Annotated in this window: 13 protein-coding genes; 5 read left to right on the top strand and 8 right to left on the bottom strand. The window is 70.7% G+C overall.

All coding sequences use genetic code 11. The features are described 5' to 3' along the window. The first annotated feature begins 126 nt into the window (after window positions 1–126). The 5 genes from P2T62_RS01395 to P2T62_RS01375 all read left to right on the top strand — a co-directional run bounded on the left by P2T62_RS01395 (window position 127) and on the right by P2T62_RS01375 (window position 4,067). Window positions 127–612: a hypothetical protein gene (locus tag P2T62_RS01395; protein ID WP_276259701.1), complete on the top strand. Its 486-nt coding sequence runs from the start codon at window positions 127–129 to the stop codon at window positions 610–612. A gap of 97 nt (window positions 613–709) precedes the next feature. Beyond that, a complete protein-coding gene (locus P2T62_RS01390; protein ID WP_276259700.1) occupies window positions 710–1,186 on the top strand; it encodes a hypothetical protein in 477 nt (158 codons plus the stop codon). A 47-nt stretch (window positions 1,187–1,233) separates the two neighbouring features. Then, window positions 1,234–2,634 carry a bifunctional metallophosphatase/5'-nucleotidase gene (locus tag P2T62_RS01385; RefSeq protein WP_276259699.1) on the top strand — a complete coding sequence of 467 codons (1,401 nt, stop codon included), beginning with the start codon at window positions 1,234–1,236 and terminating at the stop codon, window positions 2,632–2,634. 256 nt (window positions 2,635–2,890) lie between these two features. Then, window positions 2,891–3,376, top strand: coding sequence for a CopG family ribbon-helix-helix protein (locus P2T62_RS01380; protein ID WP_276259698.1), 486 nt, complete (start codon window positions 2,891–2,893; stop codon window positions 3,374–3,376). Continuing rightward, complete coding sequence (locus P2T62_RS01375) at window positions 3,369–4,067, top strand: cob(I)yrinic acid a,c-diamide adenosyltransferase (RefSeq protein ID WP_276259697.1); 699 nt, start codon at window positions 3,369–3,371, stop codon at window positions 4,065–4,067. The genes P2T62_RS01380 and P2T62_RS01375 overlap by 8 nt, the downstream gene beginning before the upstream one ends. Before the next feature lie 362 nt (window positions 4,068–4,429). Here the strand turns inward: P2T62_RS01375 and P2T62_RS01370 are convergent, their stop codons facing one another. The 8 genes from P2T62_RS01370 to P2T62_RS01335 all read right to left on the bottom strand — a co-directional run bounded on the left by P2T62_RS01370 (window position 4,430) and on the right by P2T62_RS01335 (window position 14,158). Beyond that, on the bottom strand, window positions 4,430–4,699 hold the full coding sequence (locus P2T62_RS01370) for a hypothetical protein (protein WP_276259696.1): 270 nt from the start codon (window positions 4,697–4,699) through the stop codon (window positions 4,430–4,432). A gap of 2 nt (window positions 4,700–4,701) precedes the next feature. Continuing rightward, window positions 4,702–5,019 carry a hypothetical protein gene (locus tag P2T62_RS01365; RefSeq protein WP_276259695.1) on the bottom strand — a complete coding sequence of 106 codons (318 nt, stop codon included), beginning with the start codon at window positions 5,017–5,019 and terminating at the stop codon, window positions 4,702–4,704. Next, window positions 5,012–6,046, bottom strand: coding sequence for a signal peptidase I (locus tag P2T62_RS01360; RefSeq protein WP_276259694.1), 1,035 nt, complete (start codon window positions 6,044–6,046; stop codon window positions 5,012–5,014). Before P2T62_RS01360 ends, P2T62_RS01365 begins: the two co-directional genes overlap by 8 nt. Beyond that, window positions 6,046–7,209, bottom strand: a complete 1,164-nt coding sequence (locus tag P2T62_RS01355) for a hypothetical protein (RefSeq protein WP_276259693.1) — start codon at window positions 7,207–7,209, stop codon at window positions 6,046–6,048. The genes P2T62_RS01360 and P2T62_RS01355 overlap by 1 nt, the downstream gene beginning before the upstream one ends. Continuing rightward, window positions 7,206–8,033 carry a hypothetical protein gene (locus P2T62_RS01350; protein WP_276259692.1) on the bottom strand — a complete coding sequence of 276 codons (828 nt, stop codon included), beginning with the start codon at window positions 8,031–8,033 and terminating at the stop codon, window positions 7,206–7,208. The genes P2T62_RS01355 and P2T62_RS01350 overlap by 4 nt, the downstream gene beginning before the upstream one ends. A 652-nt stretch (window positions 8,034–8,685) precedes the next feature. Continuing rightward, window positions 8,686–10,428: a SipW-dependent-type signal peptide-containing protein gene (locus P2T62_RS01345; protein ID WP_276259691.1), complete on the bottom strand. Its 1,743-nt coding sequence runs from the start codon at window positions 10,426–10,428 to the stop codon at window positions 8,686–8,688. Between the two features lie 174 nt (window positions 10,429–10,602). Further along, window positions 10,603–11,988, bottom strand: a complete 1,386-nt coding sequence (locus P2T62_RS01340; RefSeq protein WP_276259690.1) for a choice-of-anchor W domain-containing protein — start codon at window positions 11,986–11,988, stop codon at window positions 10,603–10,605. 406 nt (window positions 11,989–12,394) lie between these two features. Next, the gene (locus tag P2T62_RS01335) at window positions 12,395–14,158 is read right to left on the bottom strand and encodes a vWA domain-containing protein (RefSeq protein ID WP_276259689.1); all 1,764 of its coding nucleotides are present in this window, start codon (window positions 14,156–14,158) and stop codon (window positions 12,395–12,397) included. Between the last annotated feature and the right edge of the window lie 129 nt (window positions 14,159–14,287).

The following is a 14,287-nucleotide window of genomic DNA, read 5'->3' as shown; positions in this document are numbered from 1 at the left end:
CGGTCGGCTGGCGCCCGGGAAAGCCCTGCCGGACTCCGCCGGGCGGTGCCGCGGGCCCGGCACGGCCCCGCCCCGGGGGGACCGTGGGTGTCAAGCGTTATACGCCGGGGGGCGCCACCGAGGGGCATGGTGGATCCGCGCGTCCGGACGGCGTTCGAGCTGCTGTTCGGCTACGAACAGGGTCGGAGCGGCATCTATCTCGCGTACGCGGCCATCGTCGTGGCGCTCGCGTTCGTCGTCACCGCCTCCGTCTGGGGTGGACTCACCGTGTTCGGCTTCGAGCGGTTCCGGGCCGTCGGCCGGCCCCTCCTGCTCGGCCTCTGCGGGCTGGCGGCGGTCCTGGCGGGCCTCCACGGCTACGCCAACGACGGCCTCGTCGTCGGGGCGACGGTCGCCATCGCCCCGTTCGCCGGGCTCCTCGCGTGGGGGTCGGTCGCCGTGTCGCTGGACCTCGCCACGCCGGGCGCGGGCCAGGCCGGCTTCGACCGCCTCGCCCTCCTGGGCTTCGTCACCGGGGTCCTGCTGACCCTCGTCGGCACGATGGTCGGGCGGCTGACCAGTTCGGACCCGGCACGCAACGTCCGCGAGGAGACGCCGCTCGACAGCGACTGACCCCTCGACGCTAGCCCGCCGTTCGCGTCCCGGAGCTCCCGCGAACGCCTGCCACGACCGGCAGGGTCTTGTTCGTGTGGTGCCGTAGCACGGCAAGATGGTGGGTGTTCCGGGGATCGTCAGACGGGTGTTCCTGGGCCGGGACCGGACGCTGACCCGACTCCTGCCGCTGTACGCGGTCGGGGTCGCGGTACTGGTCGGGGTCGGGGTCGTGGCCTACGAACTGGCGGCGACGTTCGGCCCGCTCCGGGGGCTCGGGACGGTGTCGGTCGCGGCGTTCGCCGACCCGGCGGTCCGGTCGCTGTTCGCCCGCTGGTTCATCGCCAGTGTCTCGCTGCTCGCGGCCGCCGTCGCCGCCTTCCTCAACGACGGGCTCGTCGTCGCGCTGGCGCTGGCCGCCGCCCCGCCGGCCGGTGTCCTGCTCGCCAGCGCCGCACTGGAGGCCGTCGGCCTGCGACCGATTCCCGTCTCGGTGGCGTCGCCGGCGTCGCTTGTCGGGCTCGGCGTGCTGGCCTTCCTGGTCGGGATCGTCGCCCGGACGGGCGCGCGTCGGCTCGACCGGCGGACGCCCTGAGACGCCTCCCGGAACCGTTTTGCGCTCGTCGCCCGGATTCGCGTGGCGTGCCCCTCGCCCTCCACTACTCCGACCTCGAGACGGCACTCGACCGTCCCGACCAGCTCGCCCGGCTGGTCGGCCTCGTCGAGTCGCTCCGCGACGACCGGACGCTCGTCGTCGGGACCGGCGACGACACCGCCCCCGGCGCGCTCCCGCTGGTGACCGACGGGCGGGCCGTGCTCGACGCCGTCGACGCGCTCGCGCCCGACGCCGACGTGCCCGGCAACCACGACTTCGACGCCGGCGTCGCCGCCGCCCGCGACGTGCTGGCAGCCACCCCGCAGCCGTACCTGGCGGCCAACCTCTACGACGGGACCGAGCGCGCCCCGGCGGTCGAGCCGTGGGTCGTCCGCGAGACGGCCGACGCCCGCGTGGGCCTCGTCGGCGTCGCGCACCCGGAGACCGGGAAGATGAACCCCGAGGCCGCCGACCTGCGGTTCGAGCCGGTCCGGCCGGCCGTCGACGAGGCCGTCGCGGCCGTCCGCGAGCGCGGTGTCGACCACGTCGTCGTCCTTGCCCACCTCGGGCGCGGGTCGAACGGCGGTTCCGGCGGCGTCCCCGGCGGGCGCGACCTCGCCCAGGACCTCGACGTCGCCGCGGTGCTGGACGGCCACGCCCACAAGCACGTCGCGACGGTCGTCGACGGCACCGTCTACGCCCGCGGCGGGCAGGGCGCGAGCCACCTGAACCTCGTCGACCTCGCCGCGCGGTCGGTCGAGCCACGCCGGGTCGGGCCAGACGCCCCCCTTCACGAGGGCACCGCCACGAGCCTCCGCGAGCGTGCCCGCGAGGCCGGCCTCACGGACGTGGTCGCCACGCTGGATCGTCCGGTGCGCTGTGATCGACCCGCGGTGCGGGCCGGGGAGTCCCGCATCGGCAACCTCGTCGCCGACGCCTACCGCCGGCGGGCGGAGGCCGACGTCGCGCTGGTGGCGCCCGCCGCCATCCGCGCCGGGCCGGACCTCTCGGGGGCCGTGACCGCGTGGGACCTCTGTCGGCTCGTCCCGTTCCGCGACGAGCTGGTGAGCCTCGCCGTCGACGGCGCCACCCTCCGCCGGGCGCTGGCACGGGCCACCGGGGACCCGTATCCGGCGTGGGCGGACTGGTACTTCGGCCACTACGCCGGCGTCCGGCTCCGCTACGACGAGGCCGCCGCCGAGGTGCTGTCGGTGGACGTGGGCGGTGCGCCGCTCGCCGACCGCCGGACCTACCGGCTCGCGACGACGGACTACTACGTCCGCAGCGACCACCTGTTCCCCGACCTCACGCCGGACCTCGTCGTCGACCGCCACGGCCCGCAGTACGAGGCGGTCCTCGGGGCGCTCCGGGACGGCCTGGGGGTGCCCGAACTCTCGGGCCGCGTCGACCGGGTCGGATTCGAAGGCGTTCCAGATGACGCATACTAGGTGTATTAGCGAGATTTGGCAATATCCCGCGGACAAGAACAAGTTTTTCCCATCTATAATGAACTCTGAAGAGTAATACAGGACCGACCACCGCCTCGGAGCGAACGGCTACGGTCGACAGGTGCCGTCGTCCCCGTCGTCGTCATCTCACGGACGGTCAGGCTCACGTACGCGGTGATGATGGGTCCGGCCCGGGCGGCTCCCCACCGGCCCGGGCACACAATCCTTAATATCCGAACGCCCTGGAGTTACTAACATGACCGTCGTGAGCATCTCGATGCCCGAGTCCCTCGTGAACCGGCTGGACGAGTTCGCCGAGGAGCACGGCTACACCGGCCGGAGCGAGGTCGTCCGTGAGGGCGCCCGGAACCTGTTGAGCGAGTTCGAGGACCGGCGGCTGGAGGGCCGGAACCTGCTGGGCGTCGTGACCGTCGTGTTCAACTACGAGACCTCGAACGCCGAGGAGCGGATGATGCAGCTGCGACACGCCCACGAGGACCTCGTCACCTCGAACGTCCACAACCACGTCGGCGACCACTACTGCATGGAGCTGTTCATCGTGGAGGGATCGCTGGAGGAGATCTCGGGCTTCGTCGGGAAGGTCCGCGCCACGCAGGACACCCTCAGCGTCGACTACTCCGTCCTGCCGGTCGACGACTTCGACGGCGTGCTGGAGGAGGCGATGGCGGCCGCCGAGGACGGCGACGGTGGCCACGAGCACGGGCACGACCACGATGACTGAAGGCCCCGCGGCCGACGACCCCGACCCGGTCCGCGCGAACACGCCCGGCGGCGGCGTCCGCCCCGAATCCCGGGACATCGAGCCCGCTGCACCCGAGGAGTTCGGCCTGGTGCAGGCCTGGTGGGGCGACGGGAAGGGGAAGACGACCGCCGCGCTCGGGATGGCGATGCGCGCGGTCGGGCACGGCTACCAGGTCCACGTGCTGCAGTTCATGAAGGGCGGCGCCGACTCCGTCGAGGACGTCCGCGGCGAGTACAACGCCATCGCCGCCCTCCCCGGGTTCAGCTACGAGAACCTCGGCCACTACGGCTGGCACGCGATGCCCGACGGGAGCGAGGAGCGCGACCACTCGGCCGAGGCCGAGGCGGGGCTGGAGCGCGCCCGGGAACTGGTGGCGGCCGCCGCCGACGCCGACCTCGCGACCCCGTTCGACCCTGCTGGGGACGCCGACGAGGGGATGCACATGCTCGTGCTCGACGAGGTGCTGTACGCCGCCGAGCGCGAGCTGGTCGCCCCGGCGGAGGTCCGCGAACTGGTCGAATCGAAACCAGACGCCCTCGAACTCGTGCTGACCGGCGGGCACTCCCCGCCGGAGTTCCTCGGCGACGCGGCCGACCTCGTGAGCGAGGTCCGGAAGGGCCGACACCCGTTCGACGACGGCCACCGGGCGCGGAAGGGCACCGAGTACTGAGCGGCCGCCCCGAACGACGGGCGGTCGCCGGGTCGGACCACGAGCCGGAGGCGGACGGGTGCGCGCCCGACCGCTGTCCCCCGGTTCGAACGGGCCTTGCAGCCGGCGGTCGTGTGTCGCGTGTCGGACGCTGGGCGGGGTCGTGTGACCGTCGTCTGACGGTCGGCGGACGGTATGACACAAGGCCTATTACGGAGACACCACCGGGGTCGGGTGGAGGATGTGGGAGTCACGCGCTCCGCTCCCCGACCCCCGCGGTCGGTAACGCGGACACACGCACACACACTCCCTTTCGTTCGCCCGCAGGGCCCTGCGGTGGGCCCGGGCGACTCGTACTGTACCCCGCCAGCGGCGGGGCCGTTCTAGAAGAGTTCGATCACGAACCGGAGCACTCCGAGGAACGCCAGCGCCCCGAGGAGGTAGCCCAGCCCCACCACGACGTTGCGCTTCCAGCCACCGGGGACGAAGCCCGGGAGGAAGCGTGGGGGACGGATTCCGGACCGGCGGTCACCGTCCCGTCGCTTCCCACTCCGGCCCGGCGGCACGTCGCTCGCCGACCGGCCGTCCAGGTTCTCGGCATCACGGGGCGGCGAGCGGCCACGGTACGGTACCATGAGGGTCAGGACGTTCATCACTACTCGGTCCCCTGACTCTCCGTCTCGGTCGGTGTCTCCGGCTCCGGCTCGGTCGGTGTCTCCGGCTCCGGCTCCGCCGATATCGCCGTTTCTATCGGTGTCTCCGTCCCCGTCTCAGCCGACGGCCCCGGCGGCCCCGGCGGCCCCGGCGGCCCCGGCGGTCCCTGGGGCCGTACGTCCGCACTCGCCGTGATACTCACCGTCTCGGTGTCGCTGAGGGTGGCGACGGTCGCCACGCCGCCGCCGATTCCGGCGGCGACGAGGAACGTGGTCACCAGCAGCACCAGCAGCGTCCTCCGCGTTCGTGTCTCAGTCATCGGTTGTCTCCTGTCCCCGCTCGGATCCCGGGCGCAACGGGGGGGCGCTCGTACCGCCGGGGCGGTCGGTCGTCGAACTGTTCACCGCGGTCTCACGCCGGCCGCCGCGGGCGGCACGCGCCGCCAGCAGCCAGGTCGCGGCGAGCAGCAGCAGGGCCATCACGGCCCCCGCCAGCACCATCGCGGACTCGACGCGGATCTCGTTGTACAGCATCCAGCCGCTGTAGGCCGCCAGCACGACGAGGACCAGGAACGTGAGCCCGAGGTCCAGCGTCTTCACGCCGTAGACGGGCTGGGACGCGCCATCGCTGGCGGGTCCGCTCGCCGTCGCCGACCGGGGGGCCGGCGCGGTCCGCCGGGGCTCAGGCGCGGTGTCGGCGGTCGTCGCCTGCGACGTCGCCCGGGGCCGTGGCGTCGGCTCTCGGGAATCGTCCGCCTCGTCGGCGGGCTCCGCCTCGGCGACCCGCCGGACGGCGGGTCGGGGGGCGGTCGGTGCCTTCCGGCGGCGCCGGGAGGCCACGTAGCGCCAGAGCTCCGAGATCACCAGCAGGCCGATGGGGACGACCACCAGCGACGCGATGCCGATGGGGGTGTTGGCGAACTGGACCACGTACCCGATGTACGGGATGACCAGGACGACCTCCCCGACGACGCTGCCGGGTCGGACGAGCGCGGGGTCGGGGTCCTCGTTGGCGTCACCCATCGTCCGGAAGGCGACCCCCTGTTCGTCGGTCACGCGCTCGATGACCCGGTGGGTGGTCGGGATGTCGCCACCGCGCTGGTACGTGATGACGTCGCCCTCGCGGATACTCGCGGCCGGGCCCGCGGCGACGATGACCGCGTCGCCGGCGGACATGTACGGCTCCATCGACCCCGAGAGGACGACGTAGCTCCGGTCGGCGCCGATCAGTTGCGGGACGCCGAACACGGCGAACGGCGCGACCACCGACAGCACCAGCACGAGCACCAGCGCACTCACGAGTGCGCGGTTCGCCCGGTTGACGGCCGCCGTGCCCTCGGCGGTCATCAGATCTCCTCCTGGGCGTACAGCGGCCCGTTCGTGGCGTTGTCGGTGAAGTCGGACGGGTCGTCGTAGACGACCTCGCCGCCGCCCCTGCCGCCCTTGACGACGACCTTGCAGAGGTCCGGGCCGGCGGTTCCGTCGCCGTTCAGCAGCTCGAACGCGACGGCGACGACTTCCGTCGTCCCCTCCTCGGTCTTCGTCACGGTGTCGGTGACGCGGAGGTCGTAGCCCGTGTCCTCACAGTCGTCGTCGACCGGGAGGTCGTAGGTGCCCTCGACGATGTAGTTCTCGCCGATGGGCTCCGTGTCGCCGTTGCCGGACACGTCGAGCTCGGTGCCACAGTTCGCGGTGTAGTTGTCGTCGAGCTCCAGCTTCCCGAGCTTCGTGCAGGTGCCGTCGACGTCGGCCCAGACCTCGATGAAGCTGACACCGTGGTAGTCGGGAGCGTCGCAGAGCCGCCCGGGCGACCCGGCGAACGGGTTCTCCTCGCCCGTGTGGTTGCGACACTGGACGCCGACGAAGTCGACGTCGACCCGCACGTCGCCCTTGCCCTCGAAGTCGCTCACGAGGTAGTAGTCGAGCCGGAGGCAGAGCGAATCGTCCAGGCACGCCTGGTTCCCGGGCTGGCGGTTCGGTCGGGCCCGGCCGTCGAGGGCGAACCCCTCGTGGAACGTCTCGACGAACTCGCGGAGCGAGCCCCACGGGAACAGGACCGCACCCACGTCACCGGTGGCGCAGTCGACGTACTTCAGCGTCACCCGGAGGTCGTCGACGAGCCCGCCCGACGTGTCGATACACGAGGGGCGGAACCAGGGGTAGGCCGGGTTGTTCGGCGACGCCGGGTCCCCCGTCTCGGGGAGCAGGAGGCGCAGGTCGGCGTGGCCGCCGTTGTCGCTGCCGGGCTCCAGCTCGCCCAGGTCGAGCGAGACGGTACTCCCGTCGGTGTACTGCTCGGGGCCGTCGTTCACGGCGTGCAGGATGCCGAGGTCCACGACGCCGGCCACGAACCGCCCGCCGAGGCGCTCGCGGTCGAACAGGCTGGCGCCGGTCGAGACGCCGACGAAGCCGCCGGTCGCGCCGACCGCCGTCATCGCCGCGAGCAGCTGCCGCCGGCTCATACCGGCCAGCGCACGCTCGTCCTCGATGCCCGCGCGCGGCTGGGTCATTGCGACCCTCCGGCGAACGGGTTCTCCGCGCCACAGGACTGCCCGTGGAACCGCAGGTCGAAGCTGACGCCGTCACCCTGGATGTGGTTCCCCGTCTCCTCGGGGAGTTCCCAGCGGAAACCCACGCAGCGGGCACTCCCCTGCGGGAGGCACTCGACGACCAGCTCGCCGTCGGCGAGGGGGTCGGTCGAGCTCACGGCCGCCAGGGAGTCGTTCGCGAGGCTGGTCTCGGAGAGGGAGTCGTAGTTCCCGTCACAGCCGGTCATGAAGCCGCCGTCCTTCCAGACGCGGATCTCGATGGCGTCGGCCAGCTCGCCCGAGTCGGCGTCGCCGCTGTCGGGGCCGAGCGGGTCGTCCTCGCCCGCTGCGAGGGACTCGGGCTCGTTGACGCCGTTCTCGGCGTTCTCTGTCAGTCCCACCTGGAGCCAGACGTCGACGCCCTCGTCGTCGACGTCGACCGGCTGGGCCTCCAGCCCGACGACCAGCACGCCGGAGTCGCCCGGGAGGGCGTTCGGCAGGCTGATGACCGGGCCAGGGTCGTTCACGTAGGTCGGCTCGCTCGCGGGATCGAAGACCGTGGTCCGGTCGGTCTCGCCGGAGCTGTTCGTGCTCTCGACGAAGGTCTCGGTGCCGTCGGTCGTGTAGGTCTCGTACCACGCGACGCGGAGGCGCCGCTCGTCGGTGTCACCGGGCGCGGCATAGGTGTACCGCGTGTAGGGCGGGTCTCGGGCCGTCGCGCGGGCCAGTCCCGCGCCGGCGAGCCCAGTGCCTACTCCGGCGACGCCGGCTGCGGCGAGTAGTTGGCGTCGGGTTAGATGTGTCATACTGTGTTACTTGTCCCCGCGACGGTCGCGAGGGGCCGGGCAGTGCCCGGTCGACATCCCCTCTTCGCTTGAGGAAGGCATAGGTATGGGTCGCGTACAGTCTGATTACCGGCGGTACGGTCTCATTACCACGGTTCCGCGGATCGTTCAGGACCGTTCATCCGGCCCGTGAATCGGGTGGCCGGGGCGCGACACGGGGAAGCCGTCCAGGAGTGCGACGGACCGCGGGTTGTCCAGCCCACCAACCAGTGTCGGTGTCGGCGCCGAACCCACCACGGATGCGGAGATGACCGTCAACCCAGCACGCTCGCGATGACGGACCGAGGAATACCGGGATGGCGGAGTCGAGCCGCCGGGGCACGAGGGCCGCGAACCGTCGCTCGGTGGGGGGACGCTGTCCGTCGCTTCAGGAGCAGGGCAGGTTCCAGCCGCACACAGACGACGAACCTGCGTCGCGTCGAGGGCGTCTGTCCGTCGGCCACGGTGTATCCCTTCCGCCAGAGGATGTCGAAGCGAGACCCGACCGGCGGAGTCGAACCGCCGTGGTGGAACCGTCCGCCGGGTGTGTCCCCGCGCCCCCCGGTCTCTCTCACGGGAGGTGCGGGCTGGGCGATCCCGAGGTCCTCGGGGTCGCCACCGCGTGGCGTGGGTCTCAGGCGGGCGCCGGACCGCTGCCGTCGTTGTTGCGCTCCTGCTCGGTGTAGAAGCCCAGGTCGAAGCCGATGGTGTCACCCTGCACTTCGTTGCCGACGTCGGCCGGGAGCTCCCACTTGAGCGCGACACAGTGCATGAACCCGTTGCTGGCGGGGTAGGCGTCGCGGTCCGGGTCGTTGGCCGGCTCCTCGAGTTCGTCGTACAGCGTCCCGCGGTTGCCGTCGAGCGGGATGCCGTTCCCGTCCGCCAGCTCCGCGAGGACGTTCGCCAGGGTGTCCTGGATGATGATCTCCTCGCCGCCGAAGCGGGCCGCGAGGTTGCCGAAGACCACGGGGATGTTGTTCGGATCGTCGACATCGGCGAAGTACGCGTTGTCGCTGCCGACGGCCGTCCCTGCGGCGCCGGCCATCGAGAGGAGCGTCGCGTCGTCGGCCTCGCCGACGGAGATGGTGTAGAGGTCCGTCGCCGGGTCGTTCCCGCCGTCCCCGGCACCGAGCCGGGCGTCGGCGGCCGCGTCGATCGGAGAGATGAACTGGTTGTTGGACTGGCCGTTGAAGCTCTGGCCGTCAGAGAGGACGATGTTCGACTTCGAGGCGCCCGCGCGGCCCTCGTTGGCCAGTTCGGTCTGCGCGGCGTTGACACCCTCGCCGATGTAGGTCCCCTCGGCGATACCGGCACCGTTGTCGGGGTCCGGGTCGCCGTCGCCGTCGAGCGGGTCGGTCGGCCAGTCCCCGCTGACCACGTTGGCGAGCTTCTGCCGGAGATTACCCACTGCGGCGGTGATCTGGGAGAGGTCGGTCGTCATCGGCTGGAGGATCCCCGTCCGGGAGGTGCCGGCGGGGTCGTCGCTCTGGCTGCCGTCGAAGTAGGCGACGCCGACCTTCACGTCGGCGTTCTGGGCCTGCAGGAAGTCGACGAACTCCAGGACGCCCAGCTCGACGAGATCGATCTTCGTCGTCTCGTTGAAGCTGTCGCCGTTCATCTGGATCGGGGCTTCGCTGACGACGCCGCCGAACCGCCGGTACAGCATGGAGCCGGAGAAGTCAAGCGTCAGCATGATATCCGCCGGCTCGGCGGGGTCGTAGACGTTGTCGCAGTCCTCGTCGTACCAGAGGGTGGCCTGGATGGCGTCGCCGAGGGTCCCGAGGTTGTCGGGATCGTCGATCAGCTCCGGCTCGGTGGCGGTACCGCCGTCCTGGCTGACGTTGCCGGCCTGCATCCAGATGTAGCCCGGGTTGTCACAGAGGTGCAGCGAGAAGGTGATCTCGCCCATGTCGCCCGGCTTCACGTCGCGGAGCTGGACGAGCGTGTCCATCGACTCGCCGGTGAACGGGTCCTCGCCGAACGCGGCCTCGGTGAGCGGCGGGATGTTCCCACATCCCAGGCCCGGGATGTTCGCGCCGATGCTCTCGGGGTCGTTCGGGTCCGGGAAGTCGCTGTACTTGAGCTGCCCCGCGTCGTTGTCGGCCTCGATGGACTGCTCGCCGTCGCCGTCGTGGTCCGGGTGGGCGTTGACGAAGACGTGCTTCATCCCGCCGTCGAAGTACTCGTAGTGCTGCTGCCAGTCGACCAGGAGGTCGAGCTCGCCGGCCACGATGGAGTTGCCGGTGAAGCTCTCGGTGTCGCGGAACAGCGCGGACGTACCGAGTCCGGCCCCCGCCGAGGCGAGGCCGACCGCACCCACTCCGGCGAGCATCTGGCGCCGGGTCAGGTTGATCAGTTGGTTGTCGTTGTCGGGCATGGTGTGGGGGTCCCCTTCCTCTCATCGGGTCGGGGGGAGGCCCGACCGGCGGAGTCGAACCGCCGCGCGGACCCGTCGTCCGCGTGAACCGTCAGGCCGGGCGTGGCCGCGCACAGGGCGTGTCGCGGCCGGCTGCGAGAGGAGGATCGCAGTCCTCGGGGAGTGTCGTCTCACTCACTCGACACTGATGTCGAAGGCCACGTCCTCGTCGCTGCCGGAGTAGTCACCCTGCAGCGTGACCGTCACGTCGCCGCTGACCTCGAAGCCGTTCGCGAGGTCGCCCACGTTGGTGTCGAAGACCAGGTAGGTGACCTCTCGGCCGCTGCCGTCGTTGGAGGCCGAGATCGCGTCCGGGCCGGAAAGGGAGACGGGGGTCCCGTCCAGCTCCAGCACGAGGTTCGCCACGTCGATGGTGGCCTCGTCCGCCTTCGTCGTGATGGCGACCTTGCCGTTGGCGGGGGGGAGTGCGCCGCTGCTCACCATCACGCCGTCCAGGGTGAAGCTGCCGTTCCCCGCGCCGTCCTGCGAGTAGCTGAACGGGACCGTCACGCCACTGTCCCAGACGTAGTTCGCCTGGTCCTGCCAGTTCGGCGTCGGGCTCCCCGGGAGGCCGATACCGACCTCGAAGGGTGCCGGGGGAGCGTTGTTCCCGTAGCGCCCGCGTGCGAAGGAGGCCTCGACGCCCCCGCCGAACTCCTGCTGCTTGGCGAAGCCCTCGCCCGTGCGGGTCGTGATGCTCGGGGCGCAGGGGTTGTTCGTGCCGTCGTTGTTGCGGGCCTGCTCGGCGTAGAACTCCAGGTCGAACACCAGCGAGTCGGACTGGATCTCGTTGCCCACCTCGATGGGGATCTCCCACTCGATGCAGAGGCACGGGTTGTCGATCTCCTCCTCCCGGAGGCCGTCGAAGGGGGCCTGATCGCCGGGCGCGAGGACGCCGCCGCTCGCGTCACCGTCGAGGGGAACGCCGGTGTTGACGAGGGCGAGGAACTCCGCGAGCGTGCCGTCGAACACGTCCGCGATCTTGCTCACGTCGCCGGGATCGAACCCGTCGGTTCCGTTCGCGTCGAGGTCCTCGGCGACATCGCAGTAGTCGACGTCGACCACGATGCTGTCGGCGAGCTCACCGATGTCGAGCGAGGTGTCGTCGGAGTGGTTCTCCTCGGCCTCGTTCTGGCCGTTCTCCGCGTTCTCGACGAGTTCGCCACAGAGCCAGATGTAGGCCGGGTTGTCGTCGATTCGGAAACAGAAGGCCAGCAGCCCCTCGTCCCCGGGCTTCATGTCGTCCAGCATCGCGGTGACGGCCGGGCCGTCGGCGGTGCCGCTTACGGTGCCCATCCCGCGGATGTCCTGGTCCCAGTAGCTGTAGTAGTCGACCAACAGGTTGAGCGTCCCGGCCGTCAGGACGTTGTTGTTGAACGACTCGGTGTCGCTGAACAGCGCGGAGGTGCCGAGACCGGCGCCCGCCGAGGCGAGCCCGACCGCGCCCATGCCCGCGAGGACCTTCCGGCGCGAGAGTGTGTACAGGGTCGATTCGGGGTTGATGTCGTCGTTGTTGCTCATTGGTTTCTCTCCCCGTTCGGGGTCTCGCAGCACATCGCGGCGGCGAGCCCTCATCGGGATGTTCCTCTCTCGGTAGGGTACCCCATTAGACATGGATCGACTACCGAGCACCCGATACCGCCCGCGTTGCATCCAATGGCCCGTTGAGCCGTCGTTGCCGGTTGTAGGGTCGGATTACCGGAACGGTGAACGCACTCGAGACGGCTCATCGCCCCGGAGTTCGAAGTACGGTACCGGTGGCCGTCTCGCACCGAAAAGAGCGCGTGCCTCCTCGTGTCGTGGGTCCTCGCTGGCGCCTGTGCAGCGGGGAACGCCGGGCGGCGGAGTCGAACCGCCGGGGCACGGGGCCCTGAACCGTCTCCGGGTGAGTCAGCGTGCGGGGGCCGTCCCCGCCGACGGGATCAGATCAGGCGGGGAGCGCCGGACCGCTGCCGTCGTTGTTGCGCTCCTGCTCGGTGTAGAAGCCCAGGTCGAAGCCGATGGTGTCACCCTGCACTTCGTTGCCGACGTCGGCCGGGAGCTCCCACTCGAGCGCGATGCAGTGCATCACGCCGTCGCCGCGGAACGCGTCGCGGTCCGGGTCGGTCGCGGGGTCGCTCAGTTCGTCGTAGATCGTCGCGCGGTTGCCGTCGAGCGGGATGCCGTTCCCGTCGGCCAGCTCCGCGAGGATGTTGGCGAGCGAGTCCTCCATGATGACCTTCTCGCCGACGAACTGCGCCGCGATGTTCCCGAACACCGTCGGGATGTTCAGCGGGTCGTCGACGTCGTTGAAGAACGCCGCCGCCCCGCCGGCACCGTTGGCGGGGCCAGCCATGGCCTGGAGCACCGCGTCGTTCGCGCTGCCGACGGAGATGGTGAACACGTCCGTCGCGATGGAGGCCGGAGGCGAGTTCGGGCCCGTGTGGACGGGTGACCCCAGGGGCGCACGGGCGTTGTCCGCCGACTCGGTCGGGTCGGAGAACTGCGCGCTCCCCTGGCCGTTGAACGACTCGCCGTCCGAGAGGACGAGGTTCGCCGGGCGGACGCCGCCACGACCGTTGTTGGTGAGCTCGAGCTGCGCCGCGTCGACACCCTCACCGATGAAGGTGCCCTCCGCGATGCCACCGCCCGCGCTCGGGTCGGGGTCGCCGTCGCCGTCGAACGGCGTCGTGGGCTCGCCGCCACTCACGACGTTGGCGAGCTTCTGTCGCAGGCCCGACAGCGCGGTGTCGACCGCCGAGAGGTTGGCCGTCAGGGGCTCGAGGATCCCCACGCGGGGAGCGGTGTCGCCCTGCTGGTCCCCGTCGAAGTAGGCCACGCCGACGGTCACGTCAGCGCCCTGGGCCTGCAGGTACTCGATGAACTGTCGGGCGCCCTTCTCGACGAGGTCGATCTTGGTCGTCTCTGGGTAGTCGGCACTGCCGTCGCCGTCCACGTCGATGGAGTCCTCGCTGACGACGCCGCCGAAGCGCCGGTACAGCATGGAGCCGGAGAAGTCCAGCGTCAGCATGATGTCCGCGGGCGCTTCGGGGTCGTAGACGTTGTCGCAGTCCTCGTCGTACCAGAGGGTGGCCTGGATGGCCTGGCCGAGGTCGCCGAGGTTGTCGGGGTCGACGATCAGCTCGGGCTCGGCGGCGGTACCGCCGTCCTGGCTGACGTTGCCGGCCTGCATCCAGATGTAGCCCGGGTTGTCACAGAGGTGCAGCGAGAAGGTGATCTCGCCCATGTCGCCCGGCTTCACGTCGCGGAGCTGGACGAGCGTCTCGTTGCGCTCTCCCGTGATGGGGTCGACGCCGTAGTCCGCCTCCGAGAGCGGCGGGATGTCGTCACAGCCCAGCGTCGGGATGTTCGCGCCGTTGCTGTCCTCGTCCTCCGGGTCCGGGAAGTCGCTGTACTTGAGCTGCCCCGCGTCGTTGTCGGCCTCGATGGACTGCTCGCCGTCGCCGTCGTGGTCCGGGTGGGCGTTGACGAAGACGTGCTTCATCCCGCCGTCCCAGTAGGAGTAGTGCTGCTGCCAGTCGACCAGGAGGTCGAGCTCGCCGGCCACGATGGAGTTGCCGGTGAAGCTCTCGGTGTCGCGGAACAGCGCGGACGTACCGAGTCCGGCGCCCGCGGACGCGAGGCCGACAGCGCCGACGCCGATGAGCATCTGGCGCCGGGTCAGGTTGATCAGTTGGTTGTCTTGAGTCATTGATGTGTTGTGGTGGCCCCCGGGTGGTGTGAGTTGGTTACCCCCACCGGGGGAGAGTGCCGGGCGAGCGGCCCGGCGCGCAGGTCACGCGCGTTGCACAGCGTCAGCTAGCGGCGACCGGGGTCGCCG

Origin of the sequence: Haloglomus litoreum, from assembly GCF_029338515.1 — an archaeon.
Taxonomy (GTDB): Archaea; Halobacteriota; Halobacteria; order Halobacteriales; family Haloarculaceae; genus Haloglomus; species Haloglomus litoreum.
This window is presented reverse-complemented; position numbering and strand designations above follow the sequence as displayed.